Source organism: Sphingomonas sp. LR59 (assembly GCF_036855945.1).
Lineage (GTDB): Bacteria > Pseudomonadota > Alphaproteobacteria > Sphingomonadales > Sphingomonadaceae > Sphingomonas.
In genome coordinates, this window is record NZ_JASPFL010000001.1 from 3,541,854 (window position 1) to 3,556,620 (window position 14,767).

Annotated in this window: 14 protein-coding genes, 1 tRNA gene and 2 pseudogenes; 9 read left to right on the forward strand and 8 right to left on the reverse strand. The window is 67.1% G+C overall.

Annotated elements, in window-relative coordinates; genetic code table 11:
• Positions 1 to 94: 94 nt before the first annotated feature.
• Entirely contained in the window at positions 95 to 670 is a 576-nt protein-coding gene (locus QP164_RS16675; RefSeq protein ID WP_333923848.1) for a DUF4337 domain-containing protein, read from the reverse strand.
• 68 nt (positions 671 to 738) lie between these two features.
• Between QP164_RS16675 and QP164_RS16680 the strand changes: the two genes are divergently transcribed.
• Both QP164_RS16680 and QP164_RS16685 read left to right on the forward strand, forming a co-directional pair.
• Positions 739 to 957, forward strand: coding sequence for a hypothetical protein (locus QP164_RS16680; protein WP_333923849.1), 219 nt, complete (start codon positions 739 to 741; stop codon positions 955 to 957).
• A gap of 38 nt (positions 958 to 995) precedes the next feature.
• Positions 996 to 1,775: an MBL fold metallo-hydrolase gene (locus QP164_RS16685; protein ID WP_333923850.1), complete on the forward strand. Its 780-nt coding sequence runs from the start codon at positions 996 to 998 to the stop codon at positions 1,773 to 1,775.
• Positions 1,776 to 1,883: 108 nt separating this feature from the next.
• Here QP164_RS16685 and QP164_RS16690 read toward each other — a convergent pair whose 3' ends face one another.
• Positions 1,884 to 2,621, reverse strand: a complete 738-nt coding sequence (locus QP164_RS16690) for a uracil-DNA glycosylase (protein ID WP_333923851.1) — start codon at positions 2,619 to 2,621, stop codon at positions 1,884 to 1,886.
• A gap of 22 nt (positions 2,622 to 2,643) precedes the next feature.
• On the opposite strand from QP164_RS16690, the gene folK reads away from it, so the two are divergent.
• The 3 genes from folK to QP164_RS16705 all read left to right on the forward strand — a co-directional run bounded on the left by folK (position 2,644) and on the right by QP164_RS16705 (position 3,963).
• Entirely contained in the window at positions 2,644 to 3,153 is a 510-nt protein-coding gene (gene folK, locus QP164_RS16695) for a 2-amino-4-hydroxy-6-hydroxymethyldihydropteridine diphosphokinase (RefSeq protein ID WP_333923852.1), read from the forward strand.
• 21 nt (positions 3,154 to 3,174) lie between these two features.
• Positions 3,175 to 3,250, forward strand: a tRNA-Lys gene (locus tag QP164_RS16700).
• Positions 3,251 to 3,492: 242 nt separating this feature from the next.
• Positions 3,493 to 3,963, forward strand: a complete 471-nt coding sequence (locus QP164_RS16705) for a phosphatase PAP2 family protein (RefSeq protein ID WP_333923853.1) — start codon at positions 3,493 to 3,495, stop codon at positions 3,961 to 3,963.
• On the opposite strand, the gene galE is transcribed toward QP164_RS16705, so the two are convergent.
• The gene (gene galE, locus QP164_RS16710; protein WP_333923854.1) at positions 3,960 to 4,958 is read right to left on the reverse strand and encodes a UDP-glucose 4-epimerase GalE; all 999 of its coding nucleotides are present in this window, start codon (positions 4,956 to 4,958) and stop codon (positions 3,960 to 3,962) included. The genes QP164_RS16705 and galE overlap by 4 nt on opposite strands.
• Positions 4,959 to 5,017: 59 nt before the next feature.
• Here galE and msrA point away from each other — a divergent pair, with 59 nt between their 5' ends.
• Complete coding sequence (msrA, locus tag QP164_RS16715; protein WP_333923855.1) at positions 5,018 to 5,560, forward strand: peptide-methionine (S)-S-oxide reductase MsrA; 543 nt, start codon at positions 5,018 to 5,020, stop codon at positions 5,558 to 5,560.
• A 117-nt stretch (positions 5,561 to 5,677) separates the two neighbouring features.
• Here the strand turns inward: msrA and QP164_RS16720 are convergent.
• Positions 5,678 to 6,695, reverse strand: a pseudogene (locus tag QP164_RS16720) (L-threonylcarbamoyladenylate synthase).
• A gap of 33 nt (positions 6,696 to 6,728) precedes the next feature.
• On the opposite strand from QP164_RS16720, the gene QP164_RS16725 reads away from it, so the two are divergent.
• A complete protein-coding gene (locus QP164_RS16725) occupies positions 6,729 to 8,441 on the forward strand; it encodes an acyl-CoA dehydrogenase (RefSeq protein ID WP_333923856.1) in 1,713 nt (570 codons plus the stop codon).
• Positions 8,442 to 8,661: 220 nt separating this feature from the next.
• A complete protein-coding gene (locus QP164_RS16730) occupies positions 8,662 to 9,522 on the forward strand; it encodes an arylamine N-acetyltransferase family protein (RefSeq protein ID WP_333923857.1) in 861 nt (286 codons plus the stop codon).
• A 190-nt stretch (positions 9,523 to 9,712) separates the two neighbouring features.
• On the opposite strand, the gene QP164_RS16735 is transcribed toward QP164_RS16730, so the two are convergent.
• Complete coding sequence (locus QP164_RS16735) at positions 9,713 to 10,069, reverse strand: GntR family transcriptional regulator (RefSeq protein ID WP_056053547.1); 357 nt, start codon at positions 10,067 to 10,069, stop codon at positions 9,713 to 9,715.
• A 38-nt stretch (positions 10,070 to 10,107) separates the two neighbouring features.
• Positions 10,108 to 10,682, reverse strand: a pseudogene (locus QP164_RS16740) (nitroreductase family protein).
• 109 nt (positions 10,683 to 10,791) lie between these two features.
• On the opposite strand from QP164_RS16740, the gene QP164_RS16745 reads away from it, so the two are divergent.
• Entirely contained in the window at positions 10,792 to 12,399 is a 1,608-nt protein-coding gene (locus tag QP164_RS16745; RefSeq protein ID WP_333923858.1) for a peptide MFS transporter, read from the forward strand.
• 117 nt (positions 12,400 to 12,516) lie between these two features.
• On the opposite strand, the gene QP164_RS16750 is transcribed toward QP164_RS16745, so the two are convergent.
• Together QP164_RS16750 and QP164_RS16755 are read right to left on the reverse strand one after the other, a co-directional pair.
• Positions 12,517 to 13,509 (reverse strand): aldo/keto reductase, encoded by a 993-nt coding sequence (locus QP164_RS16750; RefSeq protein ID WP_333923859.1) that lies wholly within the window; start codon positions 13,507 to 13,509, stop codon positions 12,517 to 12,519.
• Positions 13,484 to 14,755, reverse strand: a complete 1,272-nt coding sequence (locus QP164_RS16755; protein ID WP_333923860.1) for a dicarboxylate/amino acid:cation symporter — start codon at positions 14,753 to 14,755, stop codon at positions 13,484 to 13,486. Before QP164_RS16755 ends, QP164_RS16750 begins: the two co-directional genes overlap by 26 nt.
• Between the last annotated feature and the right edge of the window lie 12 nt (positions 14,756 to 14,767).

Sequence of the window (14,767 nt, forward strand, 5' to 3'; positions counted from 1 at the left end):
GGTGGCAGCGCGTAGTGATGACGGAGGGGTGACGCGCTCTCGATAGGGCATCACCCCTCCGCCGCTTCGCGCCACCTCCCCTTGCAGGGGAGGATCAGAACCACGCCAGCCCCGCCAACGCCGCGCCCACCAGCGCGGCCGCCCCCGCGACCCACAGCAACCACCGCCGCCCAGTCAGCGCCGTAATCGACGCCAACGCGATCGCCACCTGGATCGCGGTCACCGCCAGCGCCAGCTTCGTATGCGGCCGCAACGCCTCGTCCGACTCCGCGTTCGACGCCGCCGATTGCCGGTCCAGCGCCTCCGCCTGCCGCTTCAGCCCAGCCCCACGCGCCTTGTACCGCGCGATATCCGCCCGATGCTTTGCCATCTGCGTTGCACCCAACCCGGGCGGTGCGAGATCGACCTCCATCTGCGCGATATGCCGCTTCAGATCCTCCGCCTGGTAATAGCCCCACGCATCCGACGCCTGCGCCTTGATCAGCACCGCCTCGTTCTTGTGGAGCAGCGCCTCGTTCTGCGTATGCCCGCCGAGAAAACTGGTCACCGCCGCCAGCGTCGCCAGGATCGCAGTGAACAACGCGATCCGCTGGTCGAACGCCTCCCCGCCGGCAGCGCGCTCCTCCGACAGCTGCTCATGCAACCCGCGCACTTCGAAATCATCGTCCATGCTGGTCGCTCTGGCCCTCCGCGCGTGACTGGACCCTGATGATCGGGTGACATATTCGTCAGCGCGCCATGATCCGCCCCCGCTCGATACTGCCCGTTTTCGCGCTCCTCGCCGGCTGCGCGACGCCGTCGGTGAAGAGCATCCCGCCGAGCGATCACTTCGACGGCACGCGCTTCTTCAACCCCGACGGCGTGCAGGGGAGTATCGGCGAGCAGAAGCAGGGCCCGGTCGCGCTGCTCCGCAATCTCGTAAAGCCCCCTATCGGAGCTGGCCCGAAGTTCCCGTAACCCCGACGCGGCCCCCGGCCCGGGTCGAGGGCCAGACGATGCGCGTCACCTGGATCGGCCATTCGACCGTGCTGGTGCAGACCCAGGGGCTCAACATCCTGACCGATCCGATGTGGCTCGAGCGGTCGTCGCCGGTCCAGTTCCTCGGGGTGAAGCGCGTCCGCCAACCCGGCGTGCGGCTTGTGGACCTGCCGAAGATCGACCTGATCCTCTTAAGCCACGACCACCGCGACCATCTCGACATGCGTGCGATGCGAAAACTCTGGCACCGAGACAAACCGCTGATCGTCACCGGTCTCGGCAACGACCAGATCCTCAAGCGCAACGGTGTTCATGCAGAAGTGCGAGACTGGGGCGGGCGCGTGTCACTACGCCCCGGCATCGACGTGATCGTCGAGCGCGCGCATCACTGGAGCGAATACGACCCCGGCGACCGCGACAAGACCTTATGGGCGGGCTTCACCGTGACGCTCCCCGGTGGGAACCTGTATTTCGCGGGCGACACCGGCCCCGGCGACATGCGCTGGGCCACCGAGGCGCGAGCCGCGGGACCGGTCCGGCTCGCGATCCTGCCGATCGGCGCTTATCATTTTGCGGGACACGAGACCGACAACCATATCGGCCCGGATCAGGCGGTGACGGCGTTCGAACAGCTCGGCGCGGCGTATGCGCTCGGCGTCCACTGGGGCACGTTCGAGCTGACCTCTGAGGGCATCAACGAACCGCCCGACCACCTCCGCGCAGCGTTGGCGCGAGAACACATCGCCGCGGATCGCTTTCGTACGCCAGAGGCCGGCGAGGCTTGGGTGATCGAGTAATCGTCCGTCCCCCCACCCGTCATCCTGACGAAAGTCAGGACCCAGGGTAACGGACGGTACCGCTGATGGCTCTGGATCCTGACTTTCGTCAGGATGACGAGAAGCGTTTCAAACCGTCCCGCGCAACTCGAGCGCCCGCTTGAACACCGCGTCGAACATCTCCGCGGTCAGTACACCCGTATTCACGTTGTACCGCGAGCAGTGGAAGCTATCGATCAGGATGCGACCATCGGGCATCACGTGCTCCGCGCCATGCGCGAACCGCGCTTTCGGCAACCGCCCGCCGAGCATCTTCACCGCCGACTGATGCGCGATATGCCCCAGCGCCACGAACACGCGCGCGGTCGGCACGGCGTCCGCCTGTGTCTCGAGGAACGGTCGGCAGGTGCGGATCTCTTCCGGCGTCGGCTTGTTCTCGGGCGGCAGGCACTTCACCGCGTTGAGGATGATCGCGCCGTCGAGCGCCAGACCGTCCTCGGCCTTCGCGCCATACGTACCGGTGGCCAGCCCGAACCGCCCGAGCGTCTCGTACAGGAACTGCCCCGCATAATCGCCGGTGAACGCGCGTCCGGTCCGGTTCGCGCCATGCTTGCCGGGCGCCAGGCCGATGATGCTGAGCCATGCCGCCGGATCGCCGAACGCGGGGACGGGCGCGTTCCACCAGGTCGGGAACTCGGTCCGCAGCTGCTCGCGCACCGCGACGAGGCGCGGGCAGAGCGGGCAGTCATGCGGCGGCTCGGTCTCGGGCAGCGCGGAGACGGGCGCGAAGACGGTCGTGACGTCGACCGCGTCGGCCAAGTCGATCGCGGCGTCGGGAAGCTCGGTGGTGTAAGGTGTGGAATCCATCGGAGTGCGCTAGGCGGACCAAATGTCGCCTGCAACCCCGCACCCGATGATCGCGCGCACCGCAACCACCTACGCGATCGCGCTCGGCTCGAACCGACGCGGCCTACACGGCGCCCCCGAGCGCGAGATCGCCGCCGCGCTGGAGGCGCTCGGCGATGTCGTGGCTCGATCACCGACCGTTGCGAGCGCACCGCTCGGCCCCTCGAACCGGCGTTATGCCAACGCCGTCGCGCTGATCGAGACGCAAGAAGATCCCGCAGCACTGCTCGTCCGCCTCAAACGGATCGAACGCGCATTCGGCCGCCGCCCCGGCCGCCGCTGGGGCAGCCGCGTGCTCGACCTCGACATAATCCTCTGGTCGGGCGGCGTATGGTCGTCGCCCGGACTCACCGTGCCGCATGCCGCGTTCCGCACCCGCGGCTTCGTGCTCGGTCCCCTTTCCGCGCTGGTTCCGAAATGGCGCGATCCGCTGACCCATCGGACGATCCGCCAATTGGCACAGATGGTTGACCGACGGCACCCGCGCGACTAGGTGCGCGGTCCACGATGGCGGGGGTCCGTAGCTCAGTTGGTAGAGCAAGCGACTTTTAATCGAGAGGTCCCGGGTTCGAGCCCCGGCGGACCCACCATCGACGGCACGCCGCCTGAGGGTGCGCGACGACGCCTGCCCGCGGTTCTCGCCGGCGCATCGGTCGCCGCGGTCGGCATCGTCCTCATCCTGCTCGTCGGTCTTGCGGTCGACCATTGGCCGTTCGCGTTCGACCGCTCGATCATCCTCGGGCTGCGCGCCTGGGGTGGCCCGTCCTGGCTGCCGAAGGTTGCCGCCGACGTCACTGCGCTGGGCGGCGGGATCGTCCTGACGATCGTCGTGGTGATCGTCGCCGGCCTGCTGATCGTCCAGCGGCTCTGGCTGACCGCACTTGCGATCGTCGCGTCGAGCGTCAGCGGCAATATCGTCGTCGAACTGGTCAAGCTGCACGTCGCGCGTCCGCGCCCCGACATCGTCACGCACCTCGTCACCGTCACGCATATGAGCTTCCCCAGCGGGCATTCGGCGAACAGCGCGATCGTCTACCTGACGCTCGCCGGTCTCGCCTCGCAGGTGACTCAGGATCGCGCGACGCGGGCGTACATGCTCGTCGTCGCGATCCTGCTGGTCGGCGCGATCGGCTGCAGCCGCGTGTATCTCGGCGTCCACTGGCCGAGCGACGTGCTGGCCGGATGGAGCTTCGGCACGCTGTGGGCGCTCGCCTGGTGGCTGGCGACTGCGCGCGCGCGGCGGGCGATCGGCGGCGAGCGGCATGCTTTCGGCACGCCGCCCACCGATCCGGCCGCGTCCTAGCGACCCTTCTCCGCCAGAGCGCGCTCCCACGCCAGCGCATCGCGGACGATCCCATCGAGATCGGCGTGGCGCGGCGTCCAGTCGAGCGCCTTCAGGATCGCGCGATTGTCCGAGATCAGCATCGCCGGGTCGCCCGCACGACGCCCTTCGAGGCGCCGCTCGATCGTGCGGTTGGTGATCTTGTCGACCGCATCGAGCACGTCGAGCACCGAGAAGCCCTTGCCATAGCCGGCGTTGAGCGTGTGGCTCTTGGTCGGTTCGGCGATCAGCACCTCGAGCGCGGCGACATGCGCGGCGGCGAGGTCGGTGACGTGGATGTAATCGCGCACGCCCGTGCCGTCGGGGGTGTCGAAATCGGTGCCGTAGACGCCGACATGGCCGCGTTTGCCGGTGGCGGCCTCGACCGCAATCTTGATCAGATGCGTCGCGCCGACCGTCGATTGGCCGCTGCGTCCCTGCGGATCGGCGCCCGCGACGTTGAAGTAGCGCAGCGCGGCGTAATTCATCGGGTGCGCCGCGGCGACGTCGCGCAGCATCGCCTCGGTCATCAGCTTCGACATGCCGTACGGGTTGATCGGCACGGTCGGATCGCCCTCCGCGACGGGCACCTTTTCGGGCGTGCCATAGGTCGCGGCGGTCGACGAGAAGATGAAGTGCGGCACGCCCTCGACGACCGCGCTCTCGATCAGCGCACGGCTCGCGGCGGTGTTGTTGCGGTAATATTTGAGCGGATCGCTGACCGATTCGGGGACCACGACCGAGCCGGCGAAATGCATGATCGCCTTCACATTGTGCTCGCGGATCGCCGCGCGGACCTTCGCATCGTCGGCGACGTTCGCCTCGACCAGCGCCGCGCGGGGATCGACCGCCCAGTCGAATCCCGTGACGAGGTTGTCGAGCACCACGACGTCGTATCCCGCGTCGAGCAATGCCAATACCGCATGGCTGCCGATGTAACCGGCGCCGCCGGTGACCATAACCTTACCGTCGATCATACGCGTCTCCTCTTTGTTGCGCGGTAGCGGCTTCCTACATTGGCGGAAAGGAGATCGTGATGACGGATTATGTAACGCTCGCCGGCGGCTGCTTCTGGTGCACCGAGGCCGTGTTCAAAGATGTGATCGGTGTGGAGAGCGCCGAGAGCGGGTATATCGGCGGGCATGTGCCCAACCCGACCTACAAGCAGGTCTGCGGCGGCGACACCGGCCATGCCGAGGCGATCCGGATCGGTTTCGACCCGGAGCAACTGAAGCTTGGCGATCTGCTCGACATCTTCTTCGCGACGCACGACGCGACGACGCTGAACCGGCAGGGCAACGACGTCGGCACGCAGTACCGCTCGGCGATGTTCCCGGCGGACGACGCGCAGAAGGCTGAGATGGAAGCGGCTTTGGCGCGCGCGCAGGCCGACTCGCCCAAGCCGATCGTTACCACCATCGAGCCGATGGACACGTGGTACGAGGCTGAAGGCTATCACCAGGATTACTGGGAAACCTCGGGCCGTTCGAACCCGTATTGCATGGCGGTGATCCCGCCCAAGCTGCAGAAGCTGCGCAAGAGCTTTGCGGCACGTTCTAAGGCGGCGGTTAACGCGTAAGACAGAATGGGTTCACGCGAAGGCGCAAAGGTGTTGGATTTAGGTATGTCCGTTCCGGCATATCGAGAGACTTAAACCTCTTCGCGCCTTTGCGCCTTCGCGTGAATCACTTTTATTTTAACGGTGTGCGGCACGGCGAAGGCGGTCATTGATCGCTTCGCCGATACCCTCGAGCGGGATCGGTGCGATAGCGAGGCGGGCGCAGTCGTTCGCATCGGCAGCGTGGAGCAGATCGAACAGCTTTGCGGCGGCTTCGACGAGGTTTCCCGAAGCCGACAGGGAAACGTCGCCCGCCACATCGCCAAACCCAATCAGCCACTCGTCCGAATCTGCCTCCGTAGCATTCAACCGAAGGGCCTTGCTCGGCGCATAATGGCTCTCAAGCTGCCCCGGCGCCGTCACCACACTCTCACTCCCCGGCGAAGGCCGGGGCCCAGTTGGGGAACGGCTATGATCGGCGCTGCGCACGGTTACATCCGACGTTCCAACTGGGCCCCGGCCTCCGCCGGGGAGGTGTTTTGCAATGAGCGCCGCCGTCACCGGCCCCGGTCGCAGCACCATCCGCCCCGCTACGATCGTCGACTCTAATCCAGCCTCGGTAGCTCCGTCGTCAAGGATCAACGACACGTTCTCCCCGAGACTCCCCGCCACATGAGCGGCGCGCGTCGGGCTAATCCCCCGCTCGCGTTGGCCGACGGCGCCGCCAACGGCCGCCCCGATTCCGCAATCAACGCCTGCATGGCCCGATGCCGAGGCACCCGGATCGCGATCGTGTCGAGCCCCGCGGTTACCAGCGAAGCGATCCCCGAATCCCCCGCACCGGCAACACCAGCGTCAACGGTCCCGGCCAGAACGCTTTTGCCAGCGCCAACGCATCCGCATCGAACACCGCGATCCGCTCCGCCGCTGCCAGATCGGCTACATGCACGATCAGCGGATTGAAACTCGGGCGGCCCTTCGCGGCATAAATCCGCGCCACCGCCTCCGCATTGGTCGCGTCCGCCGCGAGCCCGTACACCGTCTCCGTGGGCACCGCGACGATTCCCCCGTCGCGAATCAGCGCGGCGGCCTCGGTGATCGCGGCCGTGCCGTACGGTAAAATCCGGGGTGTGGACGGGTCATCCTGAGGGCCTATAGCGGGTCCAAACCGTAGCGATAAGAGGATGCGATGGCCTTCACTCCAGCAACCACCGAACAGCGTTTCGTGCTCGACCATGTCGTGCGGATCGGCGAGATCGCCGCGACCGAACGCTATGCCGCCGCAAGCGACGACGTCGTCGACGCGGTCCTCGAAGGCGTCGGCCAACTCGCGGCCGGCGAATGGGCGCCACTCAACCGCGCTGGCGACACCGTCGGCGCAAAGTGGACCCCGGACGGCGTCGTCATGCCCGACGGCTTCGCGCAGGCGTACAAGGATTATGTCGAAGGCGGCTGGGGCACGATCGGCGTCGACGAAGAGTGGGGCGGGCAGGGCCTGCCGTTCGCGATCCAGACCGCGGTGCTCGACACGCTCGGCTCGGCCAACATGGGCTTCGCGCTGTGTCCGACGCTGACCGTTGGTGCGATCGAGGCGCTCCAGCATCACGGCTCGCCCGAGCAACAGGCGCTGTACCTGCCGCATCTCGCGACCGGCGAATGGACCGGCACGATGAACCTCACCGAGCCGCAGGCGGGCTCCGACGTTGGCGCGCTCCGTGCGACCGCCACCCCGCTCGGTGACGGCAAATGGTCGATCAAGGGCACCAAGATCTACATCTCGTTCGGCGATCACGATATGGCGCCGAACATCGTCCACCTTGTCCTCGCGCGGACCCCCGGCGCACCGGCAGGCACGAAGGGCATCTCGCTCTTCCTCGTCCCCAAGTACCGCCTCCAGGAAGACGGCACGCCGGGCGACTTCAACGACGTCCGCGTCGTCTCGATCGAGCACAAGATGGGCCTCCACGCGTCGCCGACCTGCGTGCTGAGCTTCGGCGACAACGACGACTGCATCGGCGAACTGATCGGCGCGGAGCTCGGCGGCATCCGCGCGATGTTCACGATGATGAACAACGCGCGGTTGAACGTCGGCCTCCAGGGCGTCCAGGTCGCCGAAGGCGCCACCCAAGGCGCGGTCGCCTATGCGCTCGACCGCGTGCAGTCGGCGCGCGCCGGTTCGCCGAACAAGGAGTCGGTCAAGATCGTCGAGCATCCCGACGTCCGTCGCATGCTGATGCGGATGAAGGCGCAGACCCAGGCGGCGCGCGCGCTCGTCTACTACGCCGCAGGGCAGGTCGACCGCGCCAATCTCGGCGACCACGCCGCGCGCAACCGCCTCGAACTCGTCACGCCGCTCGCCAAGGCGCACGGCACCGATCTCGGCAACGAAGTCGCGTCGCTCGGCATCCAGGTTTACGGCGGCATGGGCTATGTCGAGGAAACCGGCGCCGCGCAGTATTTCCGCGATGCCCGCATCACGCCGATCTACGAGGGCACCAACGGCATCCAGGCGGCAGATCTCGTCGGTCGGAAACTCGGCCTCGACAATGGCGGCGCGTTCGCCGCGCTGATCGCCGACATTCGTGCGGAAGCGAAGGACGAGCGGCTGTTGGCGCTGGTCGACGCGTGCGAAGCGATCGGGCGCAAACTCGCCACCGCGGATGCCGACGACAAGCTCGCCGCGAGCTACCCCTTCCTCACCATGCTGTCGGTCGCGACCTGCGGCTGGCTGATGGAGCGGCAGGGCGAGGTCGCCGGCAGCGACGATTTCGGCCGGATGAAGACCGCGGCGGTGCGCTTCTACCTCGACCAGATCGTCCCCGAGGCGATGGGGCTCAACGCTGCGGCGAACGCCAGCGCGGCGGTGCTCTACTCGATCGAGCCGGAATTGTTCGCGGCTTGATCTAGCGGCCCGCACCCCACCCCACGTCATCCTGACGAAAGTCAGGATCCAGAGCCAAAAGCGGCTGCGTCCACGGCTCTGGATCCTGGGTCGAGCCCAGGATGACGGGATGAGGTGAGGCCAGCATCCCGCCCGTTCCTTGTACGCCATTTGCAGGGCTACTCGACGGCTGCTCGGGACGAACGGTATGGGGTGAGGGAATCATGGGAAACCCTGTCAGATGTTCGACCTCGACGCCTATCTCCACCGCATTGCCATGCCCGCGCGGCCGACGCTTGACTCGATCGGTCTCGGCCGGCTCCAACTCGCGCATCGGCAAACCATCCCGTTCGAGGATCTCGACGTTGTCCTCGGCCGCGGCCTCGCGATCGACAGCGCGTCGGTGTTCGCCAAGCTCGTGACCGCACGCCGCGGCGGCTATTGTTTCGAGCATAACCGCCTGTTCCTCGACGCGCTGGCCGAGCTCGGCTTCACTGCCCGCCCGTTGCTCGCGCGCGTGTGGTATGCCGCGACCGACGTGCCGCCGCCGCTCACCCACACCTTCGCGCTCGTGACGATCGACGGGCAGGACTGGATCGCCGACACCGGCTTCGGCGGCAGCTACACGCCCGTCCTCCCGCTCGCCGACGGCGCCGAGGCGACCGCGCCCGACGGTGCACGCTTTCGCCTCGAGGCGACCGAAAACGGCTGGATGCTGCTCCGCGACGGTGATCCGATGACCACCGACGGCCGTGGGGCAGGCGAGGGGTTCCAGCCGCAATATAGCTTCACGCTCGCGCAAGTGTTCGACGCGGATCTCGCGCTGTCGAACCACTGGACCTCGACCGCGCCGTCCAGCCGTTTCACGCACACGCCGATCGCCAGCATCGTCCTGCCCAACGGCTTCGCCTCGCTGATCGGGCGCAATTACCGGCGGCGCTCGGGGACCGACACCAGCGTCGGCGAGGTCACCGACCCGCGCGTGTACCGGATCCGCATGAGCCTGTTGTTCGGGATCGACCTGAGCGTCGAGGACGTCGCCGCGCTGGGGATTTTTGAGGCCTGGTTGGGCTTCTATCCCATTGCCGTTCGTGCTGAGTAGCGACTGAGTAGCTCCGTCAGGAGCGTATCGAGGGCGTGTATCGAAGCATGGGTTCCGCGCCGCGCGCCAACCTGTCCTTCGATACGTCCTCTCGATACGGCGCTTCGCGCTTACTCGATGACTACTCAGGACGAACGGAAGGGGCAGGACGTAGGACGGAACGAGGGAATGCAGAATGACGGGAGGGGTTTCAGGCCCGCTCACGCTCCAGCAGGTCATGCGCATCCAGCCCCAGCAAATCGATATGCCCCAAAATCCTAGGCCACTGCGTCGTCACGAAATTCTCGCGCTCGGCCACGCGCAGCGCTTCCGCCGCGCCCGGCATCACGAACATCCCGACGCCGCGCCGCACCTCGACATAGCCGTCGTCCTGGAAGCTCTGATATGCCTTGGCGACCGTCAGCGGGTTCGCACCCTGCTCCGCGGCGAATGCGCGGACCGATGGCAACTGATCCCCCGCACGATAGTCGCCACGCAGGATCCCCGCGGCGATCGTGCTGCGGAGGCGGATGTATACGGGGCTGTCGTCGCTGCTGAGCGCTGTCATAGTGGCTTAATACAGTAATTGCGTAGGAAGTCGAGTCCTCAGGAACCCCAATGGCTTACCAGCCGTGCCATATCCGGGCGGGGCCGTTCGTCGAGCGCGCGCGACGGCGTGCCGATGAACATGAAGCCCGCGATCCGCTCCGACGCCGACCCGAACGCATCACGCACCGTGTCCGAGAATGCCGCCCAGCCGGTCAGCCAGCCGCCCGCGAACCCCTCGGCATGGACCGCATGAAGCAGGTTCATGCACGCCGCGCCCGCCGACAGCTCCTGCTCCCACAGCGGAATCTTGCTCTCTTTCGGCGACGACAGGACGACGACCAAGGTCGGCGCCTGATGCGCGAACTGGTCGAGCGACTCCAGCTCGAGCCGCGACGCGTCGGGACGCTCGGCGAGATACGCGTCGGTGATCAGCGCCGACAGCGCCTTGCGGTGCTCGTCGCCGACTACCACGAACCGCCACGGCGCGAGCTTGCCATGATCGGGCGTCCGCGCCGCGATCTCGAGGATCGTCGCCAGCTGGTAGGAATCGGGGCCGGGGAAATCAAATCGCGCGGCTTGCCCGACCTTCGGGTGGCGAGCAGCGAGAGCGGCGTGGAGCGATCGTTGAGCATGTCCCGGCAGATAGGCCCTGATGTGTGATATTTACAGTCCGGGCTTTGTCGTTAAGTTGCGCGCGATCGAGCGTCCGTCAGCGGCGCACACACGGAGCATCACCACCCCATGGCCAGCGCTATCGCCAAAGCGAGTACAAGCAGCGGCGTTCCCGCCGATGCGAAGACGTTTTTCGGGCACCCGCGCGGGCTGTTCATGCTGTTCTTCGCCGAGCTGTGGGAGCGTTTTTCGTTCTACGGCATGCGCGCGATCCTGGTGCTGTACCTCACCAAGCATTTCCTGTTCGCCGAGCAGCCCGCCTACGCGATCTACGGCGCGTATACCTCGCTGGTCTACATCACGCCGATCATCGGCGGCTATCTGTCCGACCGGTTCCTGGGGCCCCGGAAAGCGGTGCTCGCGGGCGGCGTGTTCATCACGCTCGGCCATTTGCTGCTCGCGATCGTCGAGGCGCCGCAGGGCGTACAAGGCACCGCGCTCAACGGCTTCTATCTCGGTCTCGCCTTCATCATCGTCGGCACCGGCTTCCTGAAGGCGAACATCTCGGTGCTCGTCGGCCAGCTCTACGCGCGCGACGACATGCGCCGCGATGGCGCGTTCTCGATCTTCTACATGGGGATCAACACCGGTGCGTTCGTCGGCCCGATCGCAGTCGGTATCCTCGGCGAGACGGTCGGCTGGTCGTACGGCTTCGGCGCAGCCGGGATCGGCATGGCGCTCGGACTGATCGTGTTCGTGCTGTTCCGCCGGGAGCTGCACGGCGTCGGTGAATCGCCCGCGCCTGCCAAGCTCGCCTCGAAGCCCGTCGCCGGGCTGTCGATCGAATGGCTGATCTATCTTGGCGGGATCGTCGGCGTCGCCGTCTCGTGGTGGTTGGTCCGCAGCCAGGGCGTCGTCGGCACCGCGCTGATTATCGCGTCGCTGTTCACTGTCGGCTATATCCTGTGGACCGCCGTCGCGAAACTGCCGCGCGTCGACCGCGACCGGATCTTCGCCGCGCTGTTCCTGATCGCGCTCGCACCCTTGTTCTGGGCGCTGTTCGAGCAGACCGGGTCGTCGCTCAACGTCTACACCGACCAGGCGGTCGATCGCGTCGTGTTCGGCTGGACTATCCCGGCGTCGGTGTTCCAGTCGGTCAATCCGTTCTTCATCATCACGCTGGCCCCGGTGTTTGCGGCGATCTGGACCAAACTTGGCAAGGCCGGGCGCGAGCCGAGCGCACCGTTCAAGTTCGGCATCGGCCTGATCCTGGTCGGTGCAGGCTTCTTCGTGCTGACGCTCGGTGCGCCGGCACAGGGCCTCACCCCGGCGATCTTCGTCGTGCTGCTCTACATGCTGCACTCGATGGCCGAGCTCTGCTTCTCGCCGATCGGGCTGTCGTCGATGACGCGGCTGTCGGTGCCGAGCATGACCGGGCTGATGATGGGCACGTGGTTCCTCGCCACCGCGGGCGGCAATTTCCTCGCCGGCCTGATCGCGCAGGCGACCGGCGGCGAGGGCGCGGGCGTCGGGCTGGTGCTCGAAGTCTACGGTCGGATCGGCTGGTTCGCGATCGGCGTCGGCGTCGTCGTGCTGGTGCTCGCGCCGTTCGTCACCAAGCTGATGCATCTCGACCAGCTGGGTGCGGTGGATCACGCGATGGCCGGCCAAAACGAACTTGGCGAGCCTAGCGCGGCCGGGCTCGATACGCGCGGCGAGCAGGTGCCGCGCGGGTGAAGCAAAATTCCCCTCCCGCTCGCGGGAGGGGTTAGGGAGGGCGCGACGTACGTACTGGCGTCCGGTGCATGAGGCACGCCCCTCCCCGACCCCTCCCGCAAGCGGGAGGGGAGGCCGTCAGATCCGCGTCATCGACAGCGCCTTCTCGCCGTACCGCGGCCCGGCCGTCCCGCCCCGCGGCGCCGCCGCATCCAGCTTCGCCAGATCGTCAGCCGACAGCGTAATGTCCGCCGCCTTCATGCTGTCCTCTAGCGTGACCCGACGCTTCGACCCCGGGATCGGCACGATGTCGTCGCCCTGCGCCAGCAACCACGCGAGCGCCACCTGCGCCGGCGAAGCTCCATGCGTGTCGGCGATCGACTTCACCACCGCGACCATCTCCATGTTCTTGGCGAAGTTCTCTTCCGAATAGCGTGGATCGTTGCGCCGGTAATCGCCCTCGGGAAGATCCGACCGCGCGGTAATCTGCCCAGTCAGGAAGCCACGACCCAAAGGTGAGTACGGCACGAACCCGATCCCGAGCTCGCGACACAGCGGCAGGATCTCGTCCTCGACATCGCGCTCCCACAGCGAATATTCGCTCTGCAACGCCGTAATCGGATGCGTCGCCGCCGCCCGCCGGATCGTGTCGAGCCCAGCCTCCGACAGCCCGAGATGCCGCACCTTGCCCTCGCGAACGAGGTCCGCCATCGCGCCGACCGTATCCTCGATCGGCACCCCCGGATCGACGCGGTGCTGGTACAGCAAATCGATCGTCTCGACCCCCAGCCGCTTCAGCGATCCCTCGCAAGCCCGCCGCACATTGGCCGGCGTGGAATCGACCCCCGTCATCCCGTTCTCGTCATAGCGGAAGCCGAACTTGGTCGCGATCACGACGCCGTCGCGCTTGCCCCGGATCGCCTTGCCGAGCAGCTCCTCGTTGACCAGCGGGCCATAGATCTCGGCGGTGTCGAACAGCGTCACGCCAAGCTCGATCGCGCGGTGGATCGTGGCGATGCTCTCGTCGGCGTTCGCCTCGCCGTACATGCCCTTGCCGATGCCGGCCATCGGCATGCAACCGAGACCCAGCGCGGAAACCTCGAAATCAGGGCCGAGCGTGCGATACTTCATGAGTGTTCTCCTGAGCGCCGACGCGATCGGACCGCGCTGCGACGGAGATGGTAACGGCGGTGTCCATCGTCACGTTCCCGACGGTCCGAAACAGGTCGGGTATGGTCTCGACTGCGATGAGCAGACCCAGCACCTCGAGCGGGATGCCCATCGCCAAGGCCACCGGCGCGACCGAGGCGACGAAGCTGATCGTGCCGGGTAGCGAGATCGATCCCATCGTCGTGATCGCCGCGGTCGCCACGCCCGCCGCCATCTGCCCCGGCCCGATCGGCAGCCCCAGCCAGTGCGCGACGTACAGCGCGACCGCGAGGTTCATCGCAGGGCTGGTCGCGCGGAACACCGCGACCGACAGCGGCAGGACGATCCCTGCGGTGGCGGGCGACGCGCCGAGATCGGTCGACGCCTTCAGCATCGCCGGCAGCGAGGCGAGCGACGACTGCGTGCTGATCGCTACCGCCTGTGCCGGCGCGACCGCGCGCGCGAACCGGCCGAAGCCGACCCGGCCGCCGATCATCCCGATCGGATAGGCGGACAGCAGGACGATGAACCCGATCGCCGAGACGCAGATGATGTAGTGCAGGAGCGCGCCGAACGCCGCCGTACCGGTGCGCGCGCCGACCCCGTAGGCGAGCGCGAAGATGCCGATCGGCGCGAGCTTCAGCACCCATTGGATGATGATCAGCAGCGCGTCGACGACCGCCTGGAAGAAGCCGGTCAGGATGCGGCGGCGATCGTCGGGCAGCTTCGTCACGGCGAACGCGAAGGTCAGCGCGAAGACGGTGAGCGGCAGGAACGAGTCGCTGGACGCGGCCGCGACGATGTTGGTCGGCACGATCGTATCGAAGAACGCGCCGATCCCCGGCACCGGCCCGACCGGCGCGGCACCCGTCAGCGCGGCGCGCAGTGCGGAGCCTAACGCGCGGGGCAGCGGGAAGGCATCCAGGATCAACGGCATGACCAGCGCGGACATGATCGTCGTGCTCCACAGGATGACGACGATCATCACCATCGCCCGCACCGTGATCCGCCCGGCGCGCGCCGCCTCGGTGGTCGCGCCGATCCCGGTTACGAGCAGCCCGACGACGAGCGGTACGATCACCATCTGCAACCCGTGCAGCCACGCCGAGCCGATCGGCTGCGTCACCGCCGTCGCCGCGATCGCGTTGGCGGGCGATAGGGCGGCGGCGGCGATGCCGATCGCGATGCCGCCGATCAGGGCGGCGAGAATCCGTGTAGTCTGCGACATGCTCGCCCTTCG

What these genes read in the sequence shown, in the direction of transcription:
- QP164_RS16675 (WP_333923848.1), bottom strand. Translation starts at nt 670, where the DNA reads ATGGACGATGATTTCGAAGTGCGCGGGTTGCATGAGCAGCTGTCGGAG.
- QP164_RS16680 (WP_333923849.1), top strand. Translation starts at nt 739, where the DNA reads ATGATCCGCCCCCGCTCGATACTGCCCGTTTTCGCGCTCCTCGCCGGC.
- QP164_RS16685 (WP_333923850.1), top strand. Translation starts at nt 996, where the DNA reads ATGCGCGTCACCTGGATCGGCCATTCGACCGTGCTGGTGCAGACCCAG.
- QP164_RS16690 (WP_333923851.1), bottom strand. Translation starts at nt 2,621, where the DNA reads ATGGATTCCACACCTTACACCACCGAGCTTCCCGACGCCGCGATCGAC.
- folK (WP_333923852.1), top strand. Translation starts at nt 2,644, where the DNA reads ATGTCGCCTGCAACCCCGCACCCGATGATCGCGCGCACCGCAACCACC.
- galE (WP_333923854.1), bottom strand. Translation starts at nt 4,958, where the DNA reads ATGATCGACGGTAAGGTTATGGTCACCGGCGGCGCCGGTTACATCGGC.
- msrA (WP_333923855.1), top strand. Translation starts at nt 5,018, where the DNA reads ATGACGGATTATGTAACGCTCGCCGGCGGCTGCTTCTGGTGCACCGAG.
- QP164_RS16725 (WP_333923856.1), top strand. Translation starts at nt 6,729, where the DNA reads ATGGCCTTCACTCCAGCAACCACCGAACAGCGTTTCGTGCTCGACCAT.
- QP164_RS16730 (WP_333923857.1), top strand. Translation starts at nt 8,662, where the DNA reads ATGTTCGACCTCGACGCCTATCTCCACCGCATTGCCATGCCCGCGCGG.
- QP164_RS16735 (WP_056053547.1), bottom strand. Translation starts at nt 10,069, where the DNA reads ATGACAGCGCTCAGCAGCGACGACAGCCCCGTATACATCCGCCTCCGC.
- QP164_RS16745 (WP_333923858.1), top strand. Translation starts at nt 10,792, where the DNA reads ATGGCCAGCGCTATCGCCAAAGCGAGTACAAGCAGCGGCGTTCCCGCC.
- QP164_RS16750 (WP_333923859.1), bottom strand. Translation starts at nt 13,509, where the DNA reads ATGAAGTATCGCACGCTCGGCCCTGATTTCGAGGTTTCCGCGCTGGGT.
- QP164_RS16755 (WP_333923860.1), bottom strand. Translation starts at nt 14,755, where the DNA reads ATGTCGCAGACTACACGGATTCTCGCCGCCCTGATCGGCGGCATCGCG.